Raw genomic sequence first — 22,825 nt, 5'->3', positions numbered from 1 at the left:
GGGCGGGCTTGCCCGCGATAGCGATTTCAGCGACTCAGATACATCCGCGTCGTCAGCAGATACACCGGCAACCCCGACACCAGAATCAACAACGCCGCATAAGGCGCCGCCGCCGCAAATTCCACATTCGAGGTGTGCGCCCACACTGCCGTGGCCAAGGTATTAAGCCCCGTCGGGCTGAGCAGCAAAGTCGCGGTCAGCTCCTTCATCGCATCGAGAAACACCAAGGCAAACGCCGCCCCCAATGCCGGGAAGATAATCGGCAGGGTCACCCGGCAAAACGCGCTGAACGACGATGCGCCCAGGGTGCGCGCCGCCTCTTCCAGCTGCGGCGCGGCCTTGTTCAGCGCGGTACGGATCGGCGCCTGGGCCAGGGGCAAGAACAGCAATGCATAGGCGATCAACAGCAGCGCCGAGGTCTGATACAGCGCCGGCACATAATGCAGGGCGAAGTACACCAGGGTCAGGGCAATCACCAGGCCGGGCAGGGCGTGCAGCAGGTAGGGCAGGCGTTCGGCCCACAGTGCCAGTTGGCCCTTGTAGCGCACCACCAAAAGGCCCACCGGCACAGCCAGCGCCAGGCAGAGTGCGGCGCCGCCCAGGGACAGGGCCAGGGAGGACAGCAGCGCCTCGCTGATTTCAGCTACCGGGAAGGCCGCCGAAGAGCCCACGGCCAGCCAGTAACCGAGCATCCCCAATGGAATGCCACTGCCAATGATCGCCAGCATCAAGCAATACAGCTGGCCCAATGGCGCCCATTTGCCCAGTCGAACCTGCTCGGCATGCCGCGCCGCGCCTTGCCCGGTGCGCACATGCCGGCCCTTGCCGCGCACGCGCAACTCCAGCCATAGCAGGGTTAGGCACATCACCAGCAGTACCGCAGACAGCATCGCCGCGTTGGCATTGCTGAACTCCAGCTCGAACTGTTGGTAGATCGCCGTAGTAAAGGTTTGCAGGCCAATGATCGACAAGGCGCCGAACTCCACCAGCATATGCAAGGCGATCAACAGCGCGCCGGCCAGTAGCGACGGCCACAGCAGCGGCAGGGTGATGCGAAAGAACACGCCCCAGCGATTGAGCCCCAGGGTGCGGGCCGACTCTTCCAGGGACGGATCCAGGTTGCGCAGGGTCGCCGCCACCGGCAGGAACACCAGGGGGTACTTGGACAGGGTCATCACCAGGATTGCCCCGCCCAGGCCTTCAAACTGGGCGCTCAGCGATACCCAGGTAAAGCTGCTGACAAACGCCGGTACGGCAAACGGCAGGCACAGGATCACCCCCCAGATGCGCCGGCCCGGCAGGTTGCTGCGTTCCAGCAGCCAGGCCAGGGATAGGCCAATCACTGCGCAGGCCACGGTCACGCCGACCATCAGGGCCAACGTGTTGCGCAGCAGGCCGAACACATACGGGCGCCACAGCAGGTGCACCGCTTCGGCCCAGCCAGCTTGCCAGGCCTTGAGGCCCACGTACACCAAGGGCAGCAGGCTCAGGCCCACCAGCAACAAGACCGGCAGCAGCAGCCAGATTGACGGGCGTTTGCGCCGGGGGCTAAAACCCCCGTGCAAGGCGGCGGATTGCGATGGGGTCATCAGTTCAAGCCAACGTCACGTTCCAGCTCCAGGGCTTCTTCGGCATTGCCCAGGTCGGCGGGAGTGACTTTTGGTGGTTGCAGCTCGCTGAACGGCTTGAGGCCGCGATTGGATTGCATGCCCTTGCGCAGCGGGTACTCGGCGGAGGTGTTGGTGATCACCCGCTGGCCTTCTTCGCTGGCCATGAATGCCAGCAATTGCTGGGCTTCTTGGGGGTGCTTGCTGGATTTGAGGGCGGCCGCCGCCGATACGGTGATCAGGCCGCCGGCATCGCCATCGGTGAAGTAGTGCAGTTGCGAATCCAGGTTGGTTTTTTCCTTTTTCAGGGCAAACCAGTAGTAGTTGTTCACCAGCACCGTCGCCACTTCGCCGTTTTCCACGGCCTTGAGGGCGACCATGTTGTTGCTGTAGACCTTGCCGAAGGCGCGCAGCCCGGTTAGCCATTCTTCGGCGGCATCGCGACCATGCAATTTGATGATTGCCACGGCCTGTTCCTGGAAGGCGCCGCTGGTGGGGACGAAGCCCACTTTGCCCTGCCACTCGGGGTTGGCGAAATCCAGTACCGACTTGGGCAGTTCTTCTTCCTTGATCAATTTCGGGTTGAAGGCCACGACCCGCGTGCGGGCGGTCACGCCCATCCAGGCGCCGTTGGCAGCTACGTATTCCTTGGGCAAGACATCCAGGGTGCTGGCGTCGATAGTGGCCAGCAGGCCTTGTTCGCCGAGCTTGTTGAGCGGTGGGGATTCTTCGGTGTAGATCACGTCGGCGGGGGAGCGCTCACCCTCTTCGACGACCTGGCTGGCCAGTTGGTTGCTGCTGCCCTTGCGCACATTCACATGAATGCCGGTCTTGGCTTCGAAGGCCTTGGCGAGTTCGTCGCCGACTTCCTTGTGCTGGCCGTTGTACAGGGTCAGTTCAAACTTGTCGGCGGCGTAGGCGGCGGGAGAGAGCAGGGTCAGGCCGAGCAGAGTGATGGTCAGGCCACGCAGAAGGGATGTCTTGAGACGGGTATCGCGGATCATCATCCGGGGTTTTCCTCACTTGAGTGCAACAAATCATTGCAAGGATAAACGATAAAACTTCTCAAGTGCGGACAGGGGAGCAATGCAGTGGGAGTTTTTAAACCCCAGAAACGAAAAAACCCGCTTTCGCGGGTTTGATCTGAATTTGGTGCCCAGGAGAAGACTCGAACTTCCACGACCTTGCGATCACCAGCACCTGAAGCTGGCGTGTCTACCAATTTCACCACCTGGGCATTATCAAGCAACGTTGCCGCTGTTGATGGGGCGAACTATACGGCGGGCTTTTTGATCTGTAAACCCCTGATTTGATTTTATAAATCAATTTTTCGGTTAAGAATCAAAGGCCTGTAACGCAAAAACCCGCTTTCGCGGGTTTTTGTGAGACTCAAGGCGCAAACCTCAAGTTTTGAATTGGTGCCCAGAAGAAGACTCGAACTTCCACGACCTTGCGGTCACCAGCACCTGAAGCTGGCGTGTCTACCAATTTCACCATCTGGGCAGTATCTTCAACGTTGCCGTCGTCGATGGCGCGCACTATACGGAGTGACTTTTGAGCTGTAAACCCCCGTCATCAAAAAAGCCTGGAAAATTTCGCGGGCGGTCGCGCAAGGTGGTTTTGCGGGGCTATAAAACGCATTTCCCGGCTAGTTATTGCTGGAAATTTCCCGTTTCAATACGCGTATGCCAAACTAACCCACATATAGACAAGGTGAAAACTCTCTAATGGCCGATTGGCAGTCCCTCGATCCCGAGGCCGCTCGTGAAGCGGAAAAATATGAAAACCCTATTCCTAGCCGCGAACTGATCCTGGCGCATCTCGCCGATCGGGGTTCGCCTGCTAGCCGCGAGCAGCTGGTTGAAGAATTCGGTCTGACCACCGAAGACCAACTCGAAGCGCTGCGCCGCCGCCTGCGCGCCATGGAGCGCGATGCACAGTTGATCTACACCCGCCGCGGCACTTACGCACCGGTGGACAAGCTCGACCTGATCCTTGGCCGCATTGCCGGTCACCGTGACGGCTTCGGCTTCCTGATCCCTGATGATGGCAGCGATGACCTGTTCATGAGCCCGGCGCAAATGCGCCTGGTGTTCGATGGCGACCGTGCCCTGGCGCGTGTGTCGGGCCTGGATCGTCGCGGTCGGCGCGAAGGCGTGATCGTCGAAGTAGTGTCCCGTGCCCACGAGTCCATCGTCGGCCGTTACTTCGAAGAAGGCGGCATCGGCTTCGTGATTCCGGACAACCCCAAGGTCCAGCAGGAAGTGCTGGTGACCCCGGGCCGCAATGGCGCTGCCAAGGTCGGTCAGTTCGTCGAGGTGAAAATCACCCACTGGCCAACCCCACGCTTCCAGCCACAGGGCGATATCGTCGAAGTGGTCGGCAACTACATGGCGCCGGGCATGGAAATCGACGTTGCGCTGCGCACCTACGATATTCCTCACGTCTGGCCTGAGGCAGTGCTCAAAGAAGCCGCCAAGCTCAAGCCGGAAGTCGAAGAAAAAGACAAAGAGAAACGCATCGACCTGCGCCATCTGCCGTTCGTCACCATTGACGGCGAAGATGCCCGCGACTTCGACGATGCGGTCTACTGCGAAGCCAAGCCCGGCAAGCTGCGCCTGTTCTCCGGCGGCTGGAAGTTGTTTGTCGCGATTGCCGACGTATCCAGCTACGTGAAGATCGGTTCGGCCCTGGATAACGAAGCCCAGGTGCGCGGCAACTCCGTGTACTTCCCTGAGCGCGTGATCCCGATGCTGCCTGAGCAGTTGTCCAACGGCTTGTGCTCCCTGAACCCGAAAGTCGACCGTTTGGCCATGGTGTGCGAGATGACTATCTCGAAAACCGGCGAAATGACCGACTACCAGTTCTATGAAGCGGTGATCCACTCCCAGGCGCGCCTGACCTACAACAAGGTCAGCACCATCCTGGAAACGCCAAAAACCAGCGAAGCCAAGGCTTTGCGCAGCCAGTATGCCGACGTCGTGCCGCACCTCAAGCAGCTCTACTCGCTGTACAAGGTGCTGCTGGGCGCACGTCATGTGCGTGGCGCGATCGATTTTGAAACCCAGGAAACCCGGATCATCTTCGGTTCCGAGCGCAAAATCGCCGAAATCACCCCGACTACCCGTAATGACGCGCACAAGCTGATCGAGGAATGCATGCTGGCGGCCAACGTGGCCACCGCCGAGTTCCTGAAAAAGCACGAGATTCCTGCGTTGTACCGGGTCCACGATGGTCCGCCGCCGGAGCGCCTGGAAAAACTGCGCGCCTTCCTTGGCGAACTTGGCCTGTCCCTGCACAAAGGCAAGGATGGCCCGTCGCCCAAGGATTACCAGGCACTGCTGGCCAGTATCAAGGACCGTCCAGACTTCCACCTGATCCAGACCGTGATGCTGCGCTCCCTCAGCCAGGCGGTGTACAGCGCCGACAACCAGGGCCACTTCGGCCTGAATTACGAGGCGTATACCCACTTCACCTCGCCGATCCGCCGTTACCCGGACCTGCTCACGCACCGCGCCATCCGCAGCGTGATCCATTCCAAGCAGAACACCCCGCACGTCAAGCGCGCCGGTGCCATGAGCATTCCGAAGGCACGGATCTACCCGTACGACGAAGCGGCCCTGGAGCAGTTGGGCGAGCAGTGCTCCATGAGCGAGCGCCGTGCCGACGAAGCCACCCGCGATGTGGTGAACTGGCTCAAGTGCGAGTTCATGAAAGACCGCGTGGGCGAGTCGTTCCCGGGCGTGATCACTGCCGTGACCGGCTTTGGTCTGTTCGTCGAGTTGACCGATATCTACGTCGAAGGCCTGGTGCACGTCACCGCCTTGCCGGGTGACTACTACCACTTCGACCCTGTGCATCACCGCCTGGCGGGCGAGCGCACCGGTCGCAGCTTCCGTTTGGGCGATACCGTGGAAGTGCGGGTCATGCGCGTCGACCTCGACGAGCGCAAGATCGACTTCGAGATGGCCGAAAAAACCCTCGAAGCGCCGATTGGCCGTAAAAAGCGCGGTGCCGAAACAGCAGCGCCGGCGAAGAAAGGTGCTCCGGCGAAAGCTGCCGCTGCCGCCGAGCCAGCAGCCAAGCCTGCTCGTCGCTCGTCGACCAAGGAAAAGGTCAGCGACGCCTACCGCCCCAGTGATGCGGCGGCGAAAAACGCCGAGCTGCGCAAGAGCCGCGAGTTGAAGCAGCAGTTGCTCAACGAAGCCAAAAGCGGTGGTAAAGCGGCGTCTGGGGGAAAGTCCCAGGCCGCCGACAAGCCGTCGAGCAAACCGAGTAAACACCGTAAAGGCCCGCCCAAAGCGGGTTCGGCCCCTGCCAAGAGCGGCGGGTCGCGCAAACCTAAGGCCAAGTCATGAGTCTGGAAAAAATCTACGGCGTACATGCCGTAGAAGCGTTGCTGCGTCACCATCCCAAGCGCGTCAAGCAGGTGTGGCTGGCCGAAGGCCGCAGTGAGCCACGCGTTCAGGCGCTGGTGGAGCTGGCCAACCAGAACAAGGTTGCCATCGGCCAGGCCGAGCGTCGCGAAATGGACGTGTGGGTCGAAGGCGTGCACCAGGGCGTGGTCGCGGACGTGAGCCCGAGCCAGGTCTGGGGCGAGGCCATGCTCGACGAGCTGCTCGACCGCACCGAAGGTGCGCCGCTGTTGCTGGTGCTGGACGGCGTGACCGACCCGCACAACCTCGGCGCCTGCCTGCGTTCGGCGGATGCCGCCGGTGCGCTGGCGGTGATCGTGCCCAAAGACAAGTCGGCCACGTTGACGCCGGTTGTGCGTAAAGTCGCCTGCGGCGCGGCGGAAGTGATTCCGCTGGTGGCCGTGACCAACCTGGCGCGTACCCTGGAGAAACTCCAGCAGCGCGGCTTGTGGGTCGTGGGCGCGGCGGGGGAGGCCGAGGTCAGCATCTATGACCAGGACCTCACTGGCCCGACCATCCTGATCATGGGTGCCGAAGGCAAGGGCATGCGTCGCCTGACCCGTGAGCATTGCGACTACCTGGTGCATTTGCCGATGGCCGGTAGCGTCAGCAGCCTCAACGTATCCGTGGCGACCGGTGTGTGCCTGTTCGAGGCCCAGCGCCAGCGCGGTGCCAAGGCCAAGACCAAGAAGTAATCAGGTCTGGCGCAGGTCCAAATGTGGGAGCGGGCTTGTGTGGGAGCTGGCTTGCCTGCGATAGCATCACCTCAATACAACTGATGTACCGAGGTGTCTGCATCGCAGGCAAGCCAGCTCCTACACAAGCCTGTTCCCACATTGGTTTTTGGTCAAATAATCACCAATTGCCTTGCGCCCGTTCTCCCCCTTCTCTACAATTGCGCCCCTTGCCTTCCTGGCGGGCACCGATGTGCCTCCCTGCGGCAAGATTCCTAAGTGTCATTCACTCCTTGTCTGACCGTTTTTGAGCGGCAGGCTACAACCCGTAAGGAGCATTCATGCGTCATTACGAAATCATCTTTTTGGTCCACCCGGATCAAAGCGAGCAAGTCGGCGGCATGGTAGAGCGTTACACCAAGCTGATCGAAGAAGACGGCGGCAAAATCCACCGTCTGGAAGATTGGGGCCGTCGTCAACTGGCCTACGCAATCAACAATGTTCACAAGGCTCACTACGTGATGCTGAACGTTGAGTGCACTGGCAAGGCCCTGGCCGAGCTGGAAGACAACTTCCGCTACAACGATGCAGTGATCCGTAACCTGGTCATCCGTCGCGAAGAAGCCGTTACCGGCCAATCCGAGATGCTCAAGGCTGAAGAAAACCGCAGTGAGCGCCGTGAGCGTCGCGACCGTCCTGAGCACGAAGGCGCTGAAAGCGCTGATAGTGATGACAGCGACAACAGCGATAACGCTGACGAGTAATCCACGGACCTTATTAAGGAGCCTATCAAATGGCACGTTTCTTCCGTCGTCGTAAGTTTTGCCGCTTCACCGCTGAAGAAGTGAAGGAGATCGACTACAAAGATCTCAACACTCTGAAAGCCTACGTATCCGAGACCGGCAAAATTGTTCCAAGCCGTATCACCGGTACCAAAGCTCGTTATCAGCGTCAGCTGGCCACCGCTATCAAGCGCGCCCGCTTCCTGGCCCTGCTGGCCTACACCGACAGCCACGGCCGCTGAGACCGGGCAGTCGACAAGTAGTAAGGGATTGAATGCATGCGCGCCTTAGCTGAGTTCATCATGCGCGGTCGTGTGCAGGCCACTCTGGTAGTGGCTGGATGTGCTGCATTGCCGCTGTTGTATTGGTTGGGTGCTGCCGCGGGAAGCCTTGTGCTGCTGCGGCGCGGTTTGAAGGACGCCCTGGGCGTCCTTGCCCTGGGATTGCTGCCGGCCTTGATCTGGTGGCTGCAATTCGACGATCCACGGGTACTTCTGGTACTGCTGGGGTCTTCGAGCCTTGCGTTGGTTCTGCGCGCAAGTGAGTCCTGGGTCCGTACGCTGCTGGTCAGCGTGGCTTTGGGAGTGGTGTATTCAGTGGTGCTTGGCGCGGCTTTCCGCCCGCAAATCGAGGCGCTGTCGCAGGAGTTGGTAAAAATCCTGCCATTGGCCCTCGGGGATCTCTACCAGCAGTTGTCGGTAGATGAGCGAGCGCGCATGGCCACACTGATTGCTCCGGTCCTTACCGGCCTGATAGCGGCACTGTTGCAGATCGTCAGTGTGCTGAGCCTGATTCTTGGGCGCTACTGGCAGGCGTTGTTGTATAACCCGGGTGGTTTTGGTCGCGAGTTTCGCAGTATCAGAATCCCCGCAGGCCCAGCGATGTTGCTGCTGGCGTGCATGCTTGTAGGGCCGAACTTCGGTCCGCAAATGGCCATGTTGACGCCGTTGTGCAGCGTACCGCTGGTGATTGCCGGGCTGGCCCTGATGCACGGGCTGGTGGCGCAAAAGCGCCTGGCCAAGTTCTGGCTGGTGGGGTTGTACGTGACGCTGTTGCTGTTTATGCAACTGATCTATCCGTTACTCGTGGTCTTGGCCATTGTCGACGGCCTGATTGATTTTCGCGGTCGTCTGGCGCCGAAAGACGCCGATAACGCGAACGGTGAAGGTTAAAAGTTAGAGGATTTTCACATGCAACTGATCCTTCTGGAAAAAGTCGCCAACCTGGGCAACCTGGGCGACAAAGTAAACGTTAAGGCCGGCTACGGTCGTAACTACCTGCTGCCATACGGCAAAGCCACCGCTGCAACCGCTGCCAACCTGGCTGCGTTTGAAGAGCGTCGCGCTGAGCTGGAAAAAGCCGCAGCAGACAAGAAAGCTTCGGCTGAAACCCGTGCTGCCCAACTGGCCGAGCTGGAAGTGACTATCACTGCCACCGCTGGCGACGAAGGCAAGCTGTTCGGTTCGATCGGTACTCACGACATCGCTGACGCACTGACCGCCTCCGGCGTTGAAGTGCAGAAGAGCGAAGTTCGTCTGCCGAACGGCACCATCCGCAACGTAGGCGAATTCGACGTAGCCGTGCACCTGCACGCTGAAGTTGAAGCCACCGTACGCGTTGTCGTGGTAGCAGCTTAAGAAGCACCTAACTGACTGGCACCTCGCGTGTCAGCCAGTTAACATCGGGCACGATCCTGTTTACAGGTCGTGCCTTTTGTTTTTCTACACACCCCTAATTTCAAGTGGCCATGAACGATATTTCAGCTCCTGAGCAATACGATCTGCAAACCGCTGCCCTGAAGGTGCCGCCGCATTCCATCGAGGCCGAACAGGCCGTGCTCGGTGGCTTGATGCTGGACAACAACGCCTGGGAACGCGTGCTCGATCAAGTCTCGGACGGTGATTTCTATCGGCATGACCACCGCCTGATCTTCCGCGCCATTGCCAAGCTGGCCGACCAGAACTCACCGATCGACGTGGTGACCCTGGCCGAACAATTGGACAAGGAAGGCCAGACCTCACAAGTCGGCGGCCTGGGCTACCTGGGCGAGCTGGCGAAAAACACGCCGTCCGTCGCCAACATCAAAGCCTATGCCCAGATTGTTCGCGAGCGGGCGACCCTGCGCCAATTGATCGGCATCAGCACCGAAATCGCCGACAGCGCCTTCAACCCCGAAGGCCGCACCGCCGCCGAGATCCTCGACGAAGCCGAGCGCCAGATCTTCCAGATCGCCGAAGCCCGCCCGAAAACCGGCGGCCCGGTCAGCGTCAACGACCTGTTGACCAAGGCCATCGACCGTATCGACACCTTGTTCAACACTGACAACGCCATCACTGGTATTTCCACTGGCTACACCGACCTCGACGAGAAGACCAGCGGTCTGCAGCCGTCCGACCTGATTATCGTCGCCGGTCGTCCATCCATGGGTAAGACCACCTTTGCGATGAACCTGGTGGAAAACGCCGTGTTGCGCAGCGACAAGGCCGTGCTGGTGTACTCCCTGGAGATGCCAGGCGAATCGCTGATCATGCGTATGCTCTCGTCGCTCGGCCGGATCGACCAGACCAAGGTGCGTGCCGGTCGCCTGGAAGACGACGACTGGCCGCGCCTGACCTCGGCGGTCAACCTGCTCAACGACCGCAAGCTGTTTATCGACGACACCGCCGGTATCAGCCCGTCCGAGATGCGAGCGCGTACCCGGCGCCTGGTGCGTGAACACGGCGATATCGCCCTGATCATGATCGACTACCTGCAGTTGATGCAGATCCCCGGCTCCAGCGGCGACAACCGGACCAACGAGATTTCCGAAATCTCCCGGTCCCTCAAAGCCCTGGCCAAGGAGTTCAACTGCCCGGTGGTGGCGCTGTCCCAGCTCAACCGTTCCCTGGAACAACGTCCCAACAAGCGCCCGGTGAACTCCGACTTGCGGGAATCCGGAGCCATCGAGCAGGACGCCGACGTGATCATGTTCGTGTACCGCGACGAGGTGTATCACCCGGAAACCGAGCACAAGGGTATTGCCGAAATCATCATCGGCAAGCAGCGGAACGGGCCGATCGGCTTTATCCGCCTGGCGTTTATCGGTAAGTACACGCGGTTCGAGAACCTGGCGCCGGGTAGCTACAACTTCGACGACGATGAGTAATCAGCGGCTTTCAGGCCTGGGGAACAATCGCCTGATGGTTATTTCATTGTAGAGGTAGTTCCAGCGCAGTTCCGCGCCGGCCGGTATGTGATCGCTGGCAAAAAATGCGGTGAGTATCATGGGTTCGCGTGCCCCGCTGGCGGTTTCGACTTCGACACGAAACTGTGATGCTTCTACGTTATAGCCGCTGCGGGCCTGCCTGATCGGCAGCCCTGCGTCGTACTCGAAAATGGTATTGATCCTCGAAAGCACGTTGTCACCCGACAATATGGGTTGCGTGTTGTAGGCATGGGGCGTGGTCGGCCTGATGTTCTTGACGGGCAGCAGGTAGGGGTCTTGTCGAGCCATTGCAATATAGAGCGGCAGTATTTCCCCGCCATAGACACCCAGTGCCGCCCCTCGCTTGATCGGTCGCCGCGTAATGACGGTGGCCTCGCCGATGAGTGCGGCTTCTTGCGCAAATTTTTGATGGGCCGCCGTAAAGGGGGTGACCTCCAGGTTGTCTTCATACAGCCGTGCCACCTGTTCGTAGCCTTCCCACTGGAAGTAGGGCCGGATCAGCCGACTGTCAAATATGGCTTCGGACGTCAGCGATTTGCTTTGTGACTGTATTTGCCGGATGCGCAGGGGCAGGCCGTCTTCGTCGCGCAACGGGTATCGACCATTGTTGGCCCGGTCATAGAGGCGTCGATAGTTCTGGCTGAACTGATAGCCTTGCCCTGTGCGCATATGGGCCAGTTCCTGTGCGGTGTATCGTGTTGTCACAACGCCCTCTTCGGCCGACTCATACTCGCTGGAAGAGTGTGCCGGCTCAAATTCGTCACTGGACTCCATCTCATGGAGCTTGAGCGCCTCCTCGTCCCCTCCCAGCAACGTACCTTTGGCCGGATCGATTTCCCAGCCGGCCTGGGGCTTTTGGCGCAGGTAGGGTTGATAGGCCCGGAAGCGATTGCGGGCATCCGCCAGCCGCCAGCCCAGGGGGTCGTATCGCAGGGGATAGTATTTGTGGTTGTCCTGTATGTAATAGCGGTAGCTTGCGTCGGGCTGAGGAGGCGATTGGTAGGTGCCGTCCTCACGCAGCGTCAGCCCGGCCGGAGGGTTGGGGTCGGCGAATAGCGGATCCAGGGGCCGCCCGGCAGTCTCCGCTAGTGTGCCCAGGGGAGGCATGGCCCGGATGGTGGGGAGCTGGGTCAGGCGCGACAGACTGAGTTTCTGGATGGCCTGCTTGAGGGTTGCGGTGCCCGATGCGTCCAGGATGGCCCGGCGTTCGGGGGCCGCCAGCGTACTTTCAAGGGCATCGGCCAGGTGGCTGGGGGGCGCCTGGGGGGAACCTTGGGCATCAAGGCTTGAGTACTGCTCGCCCAGGCGGATCAAGACATGGCGGTGACTGGCCTGTGCTGGGCCGATGCGACCCAGCAGCGGGCCGTCTTGGCGCTGTGCATAAATCTCGATCCGCAATGCGTCCGGCCATGAGGGTAACTGCTCCAGGTTGTATAGCGTCAGCGGCACGCTATGGCGGTCACTGATGCCGTCGAGGAAAAGCGCTTCCTGTGAACGCGTTGCTTGCTGTGTCTGAATGTACTGTTGCGCCTCCCAGCGTTGGGAGGCAGTCAGGCTTTTTTCCTGTTGCAGGCGCTGTTTTTCTTGCTCAGTCAGCGTCGACTCCATGGCCTCAAGATGGCTCTTGGACAGTTGCGGCATGATTGCGCGAATGTTGTGTTCCGTGGGCGTGACGGCGCGCTCGCCGGGCTCGCTGAGTAGGGCCAGCAGCCGTTGCTTTTGCTGCATGCCTTCGCTTTGCAGGCGCAGGGCCAGGTTTTCGGTTTTGGTCAGCGCGTCGATGGATGGTGTGGGCAACAGCTCGTTAAATGACGCTTGTGCCATTTGCTCCTCCACGGCATGCAGCAGCTCGCCCTTTTTGAACCTCGCCGCGCTGATCTTTATTTCAGTGGGGCCGCTCCCATGGCTCAACAGGATCTGTTGTTGGCCATCGACGATTTTCAAGGTGTGGTCGGCGGGCCATTCGGGCAGCCTGCTGAGCAGGTGGAATTGAATCAACGGCGAATGGGCTGTGACCGATTTACCTTCGGCCCGGGCCAGATTGAAATCATTGATCTCCTGTTCCAGGTCGAAGTGTTTGACCGTGTCACGCAATAAGGGCGCAGGGGGTTCCATATCCTGGTGGGCCTGGCGCAGGCTCGAGTGGTCCACGCCACTGAGCAGCAGGATGGGCTCGACGTCCGGTTGCCTGATGTTGGCGGCCTCGGGTCCCAGGCGTTTGATCAGTTTAAGGTCGTCCCAGTCCCGGGGCGATTCGTGGGCCTGGCGCCAGCCACCCACCCCATTGCTCAGCAGCGGCGGTCGATAGGCGTCCGGGTCGTTGGGGTGGGACAGCTCCCATTGTGTGCCGTCCGGCGAGCGTTGAACCGAGTGAACATGATCATCCAGCTTCAGGTAGTGCTGTTGCTCGTGCCGGAACAGGCCTTGCTTGTTTGCGCTCACGTGTGCGGGCAGCGGCTTGGGGTGGCGGTAAGGTGTTAGATCGCTGTGCCATAGGCGCCAACCCTTGTTGCGGACCCTGACCTTTACCAGGTTGGCCGTGAAGCCTGCCGTCTTGATGGCGCCCGCGGTGACAGCGGCCTGTGCAAGGGTGTCCACCAGGTCCAGCAAATCATTCAAGGCCTCATCGCTGTCGCCGCGGCTCCAGGCCGCAAAGCCCTCATACACCGTTCCTATCACTTGGGCAGCGCTGACGACCAGCAGGGCTTGCCCCACGATTGGAATAAATGAGGCGGCGAAAAACAACAGAAACTCCCCGGCCTCGATCCAGCTCTGCAAGCGTTTTTGCCGGCTGACCATGTCGGCCTCGGCCGTGGAGACAACCAGCGTGCTGGCGTCGCTCTTGATCTGGGCAATGCGTTGGCGGGCGATGGCCAGGAACAGGTCCCCCTGGATGGGCGTCAGGCTGACCGAGGCCTCGAGCGTGGCGCGGTAGACAGCGGTGGCCCTGACCAATTCGTGTGTGCTGGTATAAGCCGGCGTCACGCTCAGCAGGCTGGCTTGCTGCTGTAACGGGACAAGTTGCTTGAAGAATGCCTGGTAGGCAGGATTCAACAGCCGTTCGGCGAGGTGCTGCTGGAGGTCCTCCCAGGTACGGTGTGGGCTGAGGGGGGCCACGGGGTCATCTGGGACGTACAGGATGTAGGGGAGGTCGATGAGCGATGCCTCAATCACCAGGACACTGGGCAGCACCACGTTATCAAGGGTCAGGTGGCTGTACTTTATGTCCAGGTGATTGGCCGAGCGTTGCAGGCTATGCAGTTGCAGGTGTTGCCGGGGGCTTATCTGCCGGCGCATGTAGGCGATATGCAAGGCAACCCCCATGGCGTGCTGTGCCTGGGCACGGAATATCCTGAGCACCTGGGCGGCGGTACGTGCGCTGCCCGCAGAGGGTTCCAGAATGCTGCTGATATGCGTGAGGTACTTTGCGCCCAGGTCCAGTTCTCGACACAAGCGTGCGAACGCCGCAGGGGAGGCGCTGGTCAAGACCTCGCCGGCGTTTGTCATGTTGTGCAGGGCGGTGCCGTCTTCCATCCCGCCGGGCTCGGCTTCGGCCGCTTCAAAATTCTGCAGGGCCGCCTCGAGCAGTGTCTGGCGTGTGGTCTTGGCGTGGGTTTTGATCAAACCGAGCAAATGATGATTTTTCCATTCGCGTACCAAAAGGGCGTTCTCATCCGTGATAAAACCGAAAAACCAGGACTGCAGAGACGCGCGCAGCAGAGGGCGGGCGAAGTCCTCGGGACTTTGCAGCTCGTCCAGCAACGCCTTGAGGTCGTGCCTGGCTTGATTGCTGGCGGTCATGCTCGCGCGAAACGCCTCGCGCAATGAAGAAGGCGCCTGGATCAGCCAGGCAGGCAGTTGTTGCTTGATGAGGGTTCGATGGGGAAGCAGCGGCGAGGCGGGCGGTGCTTGTGGTGGCTGTTGAGAGGAGCGGGTGTTCATTGATCGCACCATGATGGGCTGTGGTTGATCGACCCCAGCCTACCGATGGTTTTTTTGATAATGGGTTAGCGCAATAGCCCCTGGCCGGCGAAAAAATGCACGACGGATCCGCCATTCAGACCCGCGCGGTAAAAGCCGACCATTGCCGTCGGAATTGGTCAAAATTTGTGCTATATTCCGCGCCCGCGATTTTTCATCTCAACACCGGTCACCGTCATGCAAACAGCCAAGCCGTTATTTGACTATCCCAAGTACTGGGCCGAATGTTTCGGCCCCGCGCCATTCCTGCCCATGAGCAGGGAGGAGATGGATCAGCTTGGCTGGGATTCATGCGACATCATCATCGTTACCGGTGATGCCTACGTTGACCATCCGTCGTTCGGCATGGCAATCATCGGCCGGCTGCTGGAGTCCCAGGGCTTTCGCGTCGGGATCATTGCCCAACCCAACTGGCAGTCCAAAGACGACTTTATGAAGCTCGGCGAGCCGAACCTGTTCTTCGGCGTCGCGGCCGGCAACATGGACTCGATGATCAACCGCTACACCGCCGACAAGAAAATCCGTTCCGACGACGCCTACACCCCCGGCGGCATGGCCGGCAAGCGCCCGGACCGGGCGAGCCTGGTGTACAGCCAGCGCTGCAAGGAAGCCTACAAGAACGTGCCGATCGTGCTCGGTGGCATCGAGGCCTCCCTGCGCCGCATCGCCCACTACGACTACTGGCAGGACCGGGTGCGCAACTCGATCCTGATCGATGCCACTGCCGATATCCTGCTGTACGGCAACGCCGAGCGGGCGATTGTTGAAGTTGCCCAGCGCCTGTCGTGGGGCCACAAGATCGAAGACATCACCGACGTGCGCGGCACCGCGTTCATTCGCCGTGACACGCCAGCCGGCTGGTACGAAGTGGACTCCACCCGTATCGACCGCCCGGGCAAGGTCGACAAGATCATCAACCCCTACGTGAACACCCAGGACACCCAGGCCTGCGCCATCGAGCAAGAGAAAGGCCCGGTGGATGACCCGGAAGAAGCCAAGGTCGTACAGATCCTCGCCAGCCCGCGCATGACCCGCGACAAGACCGTGATCCGCCTGCCATCGGTAGAGAAGGTGCGTGGCGACGCGGTGCTGTATGCCCACGCCAACCGTGTGCTGCACCTGGAAACCAACCCCGGCAACGCCCGTGCCCTGGTGCAGAAGCATGGCGAAGTGGACGTGTGGTTCAACCCGCCGCCGATTCCCATGACCACCGAAGAAATGGACTACGTATTCGGCATGCCTTACGCCCGTGTCCCGCACCCGGTGTACGGCAAGGAAAAAATCCCGGCCTACGACATGATCCGTTTCTCGGTGAACATCATGCGTGGCTGCTTTGGCGGCTGCACCTTCTGCTCGATCACCGAGCACGAAGGCCGGATCATCCAGAACCGTTCCGAAGAGTCGATCATTCGCGAGATCGAAGAGATCCGCGACAAGGTCCCGGGCTTTACCGGGGTGATCTCCGACCTCGGCGGGCCGACCGCGAACATGTACCGCATCGCCTGCAAGAGCCCGGAAATCGAATCCGCGTGCCGCAAGCCGTCCTGCGTGTTCCCGGGGATCTGCCCGAACCTGAACACCGATCACTCGTCGTTGATCCAGCTGTACCGCAGCGCCCGTGCGTTGCCAGGTGTGAAGAAGATTCTGATCGCTTCCGGCCTGCGCTACGACCTGGCCGTGGAGTCGCCGGAATATGTCAAGGAACTGGTGACCCACCACGTCGGTGGCTACCTGAAGATCGCCCCGGAACACACCGAGGAAGGTCCGCTCAACCAGATGATGAAACCGGGCATCGGCAGCTATGACAAGTTCAAGCGCATGTTCGAGAAGTACACCAAGGAAGCGGGCAAGGAGCAGTACCTGATCCCGTACTTCATCGCCGCCCACCCGGGCACCACCGATGAAGACATGATGAACCTGGCCCTGTGGCTCAAGGGCAATGGCTTCCGTGCCGACCAGGTGCAGGCGTTCTACCCCTCGCCCATGGCCACCGCCACCGCGATGTACCACTCGGGCAAGAACCCGCTGCGCAAGGTCACCTACAAGAGCGACGCGGTGACCATCGTCAAGAGCGAAGATCAGCGGCGCCTGCACAAGGCGTTCCTGCGCTACCACGACCCCAAAGGCTGGCCGATGCTGCGTGAAGCCCTGACCCGCATGGGCCGCGCCGACCTGATCGGGCCGGGCAAGGATCAGTTGATTCCGCTGCACCAGCCGTCCACCGACAGCTACCAGAGCGCCCGTCGCAAGAACTCGACGCCGGTGGGCAGCCATAAGGTCGCCAAGGAAACCACCACCAAGATCCTCACCCAGCACACCGGCCTGCCACCCCGTGGCAGCGACGGCAGCAACCCGTGGGACAAGCGCGAACAAGCCAAGGCCGCGGCCATGGCGCGCAACAAACAGGCGGCTAAAGAACGCACCGACGCGGCCAAGGGCAAAGGCAAGAAGCCTGCGCGCAAGCCGGTTGTGCCGCGTTGAGCGCAGCCTGAACATGCAAAACGCCAGCCTCGTGCTGGCGTTTTGCTTTCTAGCGGGTGGTTAGCCTGTTTGTTAAGGTGGCGCCCGTTGAATCGCCATCGCAGGCAAGCCAGCTCCCACATTCGCAACGAAGCTGATCAAGGTGGGAGCCGGGCTTGCCCGCGATGAGGCCAGTCAGGTCGCTATCATTTTCAAGGAAGAGCACTCCCCATGAGCAACCCCCTGCTCAACATCGGCATGGACTCCAACCGCTCCCAGTTCATGGCGCGCCAGCGCATCGAAAGCCAGATCAACCTGCCCCGCCTGTTCGCCGCCATCGACGCCGACCCCGGCATCGTCGGCGCGGGGGTGGTGTATATCGATGCTGACTTCAATGTCATTACCCTGCGCGAGTTCAAGCCCATTTGCAGCATCAAGCCCAAGCGCATTATTTTGCGTGAGGCGCAGAAGTATATTTCGCCGGCGCAGTTTGCCAATCAGGTGGCTAACAACCCGCGTGAGTCCCGGTTGGTGGGCGAAGCAGTCAATACGACCCTGTCTTGTGCGGGCGCAATCCTCGGTTGGATTGTTGTGTTCAGCGGTACAGTCGCCGTGCCTTTCACTGGTGGCGCGAGCCTGGTGGTGGCAGGCATCGGTGCGACGGCTGCAGCGGCCAGTACTGCGCAATGTGTCGTCGGGGGTATGAGAACTATCAACGAACTCAATGACCCGGCAGCCAACGACGATATGGATAGCGAGGACTGGTATCGCTATGCAATGCCGGTATTGGACGCCGCGTCACTGCTGGGGGCCGGCGCCTCTACTCTGACCACTCTTCGGCTGCTGCAGGCTCGAAAGGTGACCACTGGCAGAAGTTGGTACGAGTTGTCCAAGGGGTTGACCCGCCAGCAACGCAAGGCACTCACCAAAGAGTTGCTGAGCCTGAAAGATCCAAGCCTGAGCAATAAGCTCTTGAAACTGCGCCAGCGCTCCGGTGAGCTGGCCAAGCGCTATTCAGCGAGCGAGATCAATCACGCTACGTTGACGCAGATCAGAGATTCCCTCGGGGCTGCCATTGGTTTTACCGGGAGCGCTATATCAGGCAATATCCGAACGATTGCAGTTGGCCTATATGAGGAGCTTGAGTGATGGATCGCCAAGCTTCATTGAGAGCTTTTTTAACGCAATATTTTCCAACGTTTATATGCGCATTCTTTCTTGCCTGCTTCTCTCTCTCTGCCGCTATTTCATTGGCATCCAGTACATTTTTTCGCAGTGACCCAGAACGGGCGCGTTACTCTTTTCTGGCGGCAGTTTTCTTGGGTTTGCTCTTGGCGTTCAGCCATTTCGTCATGATCAGAGGGCGAGAGTGGGGAGCTTGGGTCATCGCTGCCTTCTACGTTGTATGTTTGCTGGTCGTGTTGCCAGCCTATAGCTATCGGCCACATATGGCTGCGTATGTAATAGGGCTGCTGTTTCCGTTGGCGGGGTTGCTGTTGCTCAATAGTCAGCGTCATCGGGAAATGCGACAGAAACTCGTCGAGCTGCGCCATCTGCGCCAGGCTGCGACTGCAAAGTACAAAAACCTTTGATTGTTTATGTTCACTAGCCCTGCCTCAACGCGAGCGGCCTGTACGAGGAGTTAACGCAGTGAGCGGCTTTCCCGACATGGGCCGTTTCCTGGCCCGTTATTTCCCCGTATTCATGGGCACCATCTTCATGGCGATCTTTTCCGGGTCGGCTGCGATGTCCATGGCGGGCGTGACGTATTTACGCGGCGTTGATCCTGCGCTCAAGTCCAGCTATACGGGGGGCGCGATCCTGGTGCTGGTGGCAGTGCTGGTGTTTGGCAATGTGATGATTGCGCGTGGGTACTCTTGGGCTACGAGGCTGGTGGCGGGATACCTGGGCAGTTGTCTGCTGTTCGTGTTGCCGATGATTCAATACGACGTCAATGGCCTGGTTTATGGCTCCACCGTACTGTTCCCGCTGCTGGGCTTGCTGCTGCTCAATAGCAAGCGCCATCGCGAAATGCGCCAGCGGCTGCTCGAAATACGCCACCTGCGCCAAGCCGTCATCGCAACGCGCAAAAAGCGCTGATTGGGTAGATTCACCACTGTGCCCCGCACGGGCGCCACAAATATGTGCAACCCTCGCACCACGGCGGTCACTCTCGCGCCGTTTTGGTGCTGTACTGCACCGGGTCCCTCGATAAAGCGCAATGACCGCTGCTCTGGCATAAGTCTTGCGCGCTTTGTTTCCATGCCCTGGCTTGCAGGAGGCCGCCGTGTCGATTCATGTCGCGTTGCACCACGTTACGCATTACCGCTACGACCGCGCTGTGGAGCTTGGCCCGCAGATTGTGCGTCTGCGCCCGGCGGCCCATAGCCGCACGCGGATCCTGTCCTACGCGTTGAAGGTGCTGCCCGAGCAGCATTTCATCAATTGGCAGCAAGACCCCCAGGGCAATTACCTGGCGCGCCTGGTGTTCCCGGAAAAGACCGACGAGTTGCGCATCGAAGTCGACCTGGTGGCCGAGATGGCAGTGTTCAATCCGTTCGACTTTTTCCTTGAGCCCTACGCCGAAAAAATCCCCTTGCGCTACGCCGCCGACGAGCAGCGTGAGCTGGCGCCGTACCTGGAAACCCTGCCGCTGACGCCAAAATTCGCTGCGTACCTGGCCGGTATTGACCGTACGCCGCTGCCGGCCGTGGATTTCCTGGTTGGCCTCAACCAGCGCCTAGCGGCCGATATCGGCTACCTGATCCGTATGGAGCCCGGTGTACAAACCCCGGAGTGCACCCTGGAAAACGCCTCCGGTTCCTGCCGCGACTCGGCCTGGCTGCTGGTGCAATTGCTGCGCAACCTGGGGTTGGCGGCGCGCTTTGTCTCCGGCTATCTGATCCAGCTGACCGCCGACGTCAAGGCCCTCGACGGCCCGTCCGGCACCGAAGTGGATTTCACCGACCTGCATGCCTGGTGCGAAGTGTATTTGCCCGGCGCCGGCTGGATCGGCCTGGATGCCACCTCCGGCCTGTTCGCCGGTGAAGGCCATATCCCGCTGGCCTGTAGTCCCGATCCATCGTCTGCCGCTCCGATCAGTGGGCTGGTGCAGCCGTGCGAGTGCGAATTTACCCACGAGATGTCGGTGGAGCGCATCTGGGAAGCGCCGCGCGTCACCAAGCCCTACACCGAAGAACAATGGCTGGCGATCCAGGCCCTGGGCCGGCAGATCGATGGTGACCTGCTCAAGGACGATGTGCGCCTGACCATGGGCGGCGAGCCGACCTTTGTGTCCATCGACGACCCCGACGGTGCCGAGTGGAACACCGCGGCCTTGGGCCCGGACAAGCGCCGGCTGTCTGCCGAGCTGTTCCAGCGCATGCGCAAGCACTATGCGCCCAAGGGCCTGGTGCATTTCGGCCAGGGCAAGTGGTACCCGGGCGAGCAACTGCCGCGCTGGTCCCTCAACTGCCATTGGCGTCGCGATGGTGTGCCGGTCTGGCACAACGACGCACTGATCGCCGATGAGCAGCAGGACTACGGCACTGATGAGGTGATGGCCGGGCGTTTCCTGGCGAGCATTGCCGAGCGCCTGCAGTTGCCGGCGCGCTTTGTGTTCCCGGCCTTCGAGGACAATTTCTACTACCTGTGGCGCGAAGGTGCCTTGCCGCAGAATGTCAGCGCCCTGGATTCGCGCCTGGACGATGAACTGGAGCGCGAACGCCTGCGCAAGGTGTTCAGCCAGGGCTTGGATACAGTTATCGGCCATGTGCTGCCCCTGGCGCGCACGGCGGCCAACGACCGCTGGCAGAGTGGCCGTTGGTACCTGCGCGACACCCACTGCCGGCTGGTGCCGGGTGATTCGCCGCTGGGCTATCGCCTGCCCCTGGCTTCGCAGCCCTGGGTGACGGCGGCAGATTATCCCTTTGTGCACCCCACCGATCCCAATCAGGATCTGCCGGCGCTAGCCATCAGCGCGTCAGGCCCGGGCGAGCCGGCCCCCAGCGACGAGCGTGTGCCCAAGGTCGACGAGTCTGCCGACTGGCTGACCCGCACCGCCTTGTGCGCCGAAGCGCGAGGGGGGCGGCTCTACCTGTTTATGCCGCCTCTGGAGCGGGTCGAGGATTACCTGGAACTGGTAAGCGTCATCGAGGCCACTGCCCAGGAGTTGTATTGCCCGGTGTTGCTGGAAGGCTACGAGCCGCCGAGTGATCCACGCCTGAGCAACTTCCGTGTGACGCCCGACCCGGGTGTGATCGAAGTCAACGTACAGCCATCGGCGACCTGGGACGAACTGGTGGAACGCACCGAGTTCCTCTATGAAGAGGCCCGGCAAACCCGCCTGACCACTGAAAAATTCATGATCGACGGGCGCCACACCGGCACCGGCGGCGGCAACCACTTCGTGTTGGGTGGGGCCACGCCCAAGGACTCGCCGTTCCTGCGCCGCCCGGACCTGCTGCGCAGCCTGATCAGCTACTGGCATAACCATCCGTCGTTGTCGTACCTGTTTTCCGGGCTGTTTATCGGCCCGACCTCCCAGGCACCACGGGTGGATGAGGCGCGCAACGACGCGCTGTATGAACTGGAAATCGCCTTCGCGCAGATGCCCGCGCCGGGCGAGGAATGCCCGCCATGGCGGGTGGACCGCTTGCTGCGCAACCTGCTGATCGACGTCACCGGCAATACCCACCGCGCCGAATTCTGCATCGACAAGCTCTACTCGCCGGATGGCGCCACCGGGCGCCTGGGCCTGCTGGAACTGCGCGCCTTTGAAATGCCGCCCCATGCGCGCATGAGCCTGACCCAACAGTTGCTGCTGCGCGCCCTGGTGGCGCGCTTCTGGCGCGAGCCTTATGCACCGCCAAAGCTGGCGCGCTGGGGCACGGAACTGCACGACCGCTTCCTGCTGCCGCACTTTATCGAGCAGGACTTTGCCGACGTGATCGTCGAGCTCAACGCCGCCGGTTACCCGCTGCGCGCCGAGTGGTTCGCGGCGCACCTGGAATTCCGTTTTCCCAAGGTTGGCGACTATGCCGTCAGCGGTATCGAGCTGGAGTTGCGCCAGGCCCTGGAACCCTGGCATGTGCTGGGCGAAGAGGGCGCGGCGGGGGGCACGGTGCGCTATGTGGATTCCTCCCTTGAACGCTTGCAGGTCAAGCTCAGCGGCCTGCCGCCGCAGCGCTATGTGCTGACCTGCAATGGCGTGGCCGTGCCGCTGCATGCCACCGGCCGGGTGGGCGAGTTCGTCGCGGGTGTGCGCTATCGCGCCTGGCAACCGGCTAATTGCCTGCAGCCGACCATCGCCGTGCATGCGCCGTTGGTCTTTGATCTGCTGGATACCTGGATGCAGCGCTCCCTGGGCGGTTGCCAGTACCACGTGGCCCATCCGGGCGGGCGCAATTACGACAGCTTGCCGGTCAATGCCAACGAAGCGGAGAGCCGGCGCATGGCACGGTTCTTCCGTTTGGGCCACAGCCCGGGCAAATTGCCGGTGCCGGCGCTGGTGATCAACGATGAACTGCCGATGACCCTGGATCTGCGGCGCTTCCCCAATAAAAATGACTAAACACAACTCCACCTATAGGAGCGGGCTTATGTGGGAGCGGGCTTGCCCGCGATGACCGAGTATCAGCCAGTACAGGCATTGGCTGACGCACTGCTATCGCGAGCAAGCCCGCTCCCACACACGGCCAGT

Annotated in this window: 15 protein-coding genes and 2 tRNA genes; 12 read left to right on the top strand and 5 right to left on the bottom strand. The window is 60.8% G+C overall.

The features are described from left to right. Positions 1-26: 26 nt before the first annotated feature. The 4 genes from BLL38_RS05170 to BLL38_RS05155 all read right to left on the bottom strand — a co-directional run bounded on the left by BLL38_RS05170 (position 27) and on the right by BLL38_RS05155 (position 3,110). Positions 27-1,589 (bottom strand): ABC transporter permease, encoded by a 1,563-nt coding sequence (locus BLL38_RS05170; protein WP_076961570.1) that lies wholly within the window; start codon positions 1,587-1,589, stop codon positions 27-29. Beyond that, complete coding sequence (locus BLL38_RS05165; RefSeq protein WP_076961569.1) at positions 1,589-2,614, bottom strand: extracellular solute-binding protein; 1,026 nt, start codon at positions 2,612-2,614, stop codon at positions 1,589-1,591. Before BLL38_RS05165 ends, BLL38_RS05170 begins: the two co-directional genes overlap by 1 nt. Before the next feature lie 143 nt (positions 2,615-2,757). Further along, positions 2,758-2,844: transfer RNA gene (locus tag BLL38_RS05160), tRNA-Leu, on the bottom strand. A gap of 179 nt (positions 2,845-3,023) precedes the next feature. Beyond that, positions 3,024-3,110: transfer RNA gene (locus tag BLL38_RS05155), tRNA-Leu, on the bottom strand. A 224-nt stretch (positions 3,111-3,334) separates the two neighbouring features. On the opposite strand from BLL38_RS05155, the gene rnr reads away from it, so the two are divergent. The 7 genes from rnr (at position 3,335) to dnaB (ending at position 10,623) form a co-directional block, all read left to right on the top strand. Beyond that, entirely contained in the window at positions 3,335-5,965 is a 2,631-nt protein-coding gene (gene rnr, locus BLL38_RS05150) for a ribonuclease R (protein ID WP_076961568.1), read from the top strand. Beyond that, entirely contained in the window at positions 5,962-6,717 is a 756-nt protein-coding gene (gene rlmB, locus BLL38_RS05145; RefSeq protein ID WP_076961567.1) for a 23S rRNA (guanosine(2251)-2'-O)-methyltransferase RlmB, read from the top strand. Before rnr ends, rlmB begins: the two co-directional genes overlap by 4 nt. Before the next feature lie 320 nt (positions 6,718-7,037). Then, positions 7,038-7,460, top strand: coding sequence for a 30S ribosomal protein S6 (rpsF, locus tag BLL38_RS05135; RefSeq protein ID WP_003217491.1), 423 nt, complete (start codon positions 7,038-7,040; stop codon positions 7,458-7,460). A 29-nt stretch (positions 7,461-7,489) separates the two neighbouring features. Beyond that, positions 7,490-7,720: a 30S ribosomal protein S18 gene (gene rpsR, locus BLL38_RS05130; RefSeq protein ID WP_003171373.1), complete on the top strand. Its 231-nt coding sequence runs from the start codon at positions 7,490-7,492 to the stop codon at positions 7,718-7,720. Positions 7,721-7,756: 36 nt separating this feature from the next. Beyond that, complete coding sequence (locus BLL38_RS05125) at positions 7,757-8,650, top strand: YybS family protein (RefSeq protein ID WP_057437422.1); 894 nt, start codon at positions 7,757-7,759, stop codon at positions 8,648-8,650. An 18-nt stretch (positions 8,651-8,668) separates the two neighbouring features. Next, the gene (gene rplI, locus BLL38_RS05120) at positions 8,669-9,115 is read left to right on the top strand and encodes a 50S ribosomal protein L9 (RefSeq protein WP_003171376.1); all 447 of its coding nucleotides are present in this window, start codon (positions 8,669-8,671) and stop codon (positions 9,113-9,115) included. A 110-nt stretch (positions 9,116-9,225) separates the two neighbouring features. After that, on the top strand, positions 9,226-10,623 hold the full coding sequence (gene dnaB / locus BLL38_RS05115; protein WP_017138451.1) for a replicative DNA helicase: 1,398 nt from the start codon (positions 9,226-9,228) through the stop codon (positions 10,621-10,623). Here the strand turns inward: dnaB and BLL38_RS05110 are convergent, their stop codons facing one another. Further along, positions 10,624-14,625, bottom strand: coding sequence for a dermonecrotic toxin domain-containing protein (locus tag BLL38_RS05110; RefSeq protein WP_242627599.1), 4,002 nt, complete (start codon positions 14,623-14,625; stop codon positions 10,624-10,626). A gap of 216 nt (positions 14,626-14,841) precedes the next feature. Here BLL38_RS05110 and BLL38_RS05105 point away from each other — a divergent pair, with 216 nt between their 5' ends. From BLL38_RS05105 to BLL38_RS05085, 5 genes are all read left to right on the top strand, one after another. Further along, entirely contained in the window at positions 14,842-17,145 is a 2,304-nt protein-coding gene (locus BLL38_RS05105) for a YgiQ family radical SAM protein (protein WP_076961564.1), read from the top strand. Between the two features lie 210 nt (positions 17,146-17,355). After that, positions 17,356-18,273: an Ssp4 family T6SS effector gene (ssp4, locus tag BLL38_RS05100; RefSeq protein ID WP_076961563.1), complete on the top strand. Its 918-nt coding sequence runs from the start codon at positions 17,356-17,358 to the stop codon at positions 18,271-18,273. Next, entirely contained in the window at positions 18,273-18,716 is a 444-nt protein-coding gene (locus tag BLL38_RS05095; protein ID WP_076961562.1) for a hypothetical protein, read from the top strand. Before ssp4 ends, BLL38_RS05095 begins: the two co-directional genes overlap by 1 nt. Before the next feature lie 58 nt (positions 18,717-18,774). Then, a complete protein-coding gene (locus tag BLL38_RS05090) occupies positions 18,775-19,224 on the top strand; it encodes a hypothetical protein (protein WP_083743035.1) in 450 nt (149 codons plus the stop codon). A gap of 187 nt (positions 19,225-19,411) precedes the next feature. Continuing rightward, a complete protein-coding gene (locus BLL38_RS05085; protein ID WP_076961561.1) occupies positions 19,412-22,696 on the top strand; it encodes a transglutaminase family protein in 3,285 nt (1,094 codons plus the stop codon). Positions 22,697-22,825 lie beyond the last annotated feature (129 nt).

The sequence above is a fragment of the Pseudomonas gessardii genome (genome assembly GCF_001983165.1).
GTDB classification, from domain to species: Bacteria; Pseudomonadota; Gammaproteobacteria; order Pseudomonadales; family Pseudomonadaceae; genus Aquipseudomonas; species Aquipseudomonas gessardii.
The sequence above is the reverse complement of the archived record's forward strand: the minus strand, read 5'-3'. Positions and strand labels throughout refer to the sequence as shown.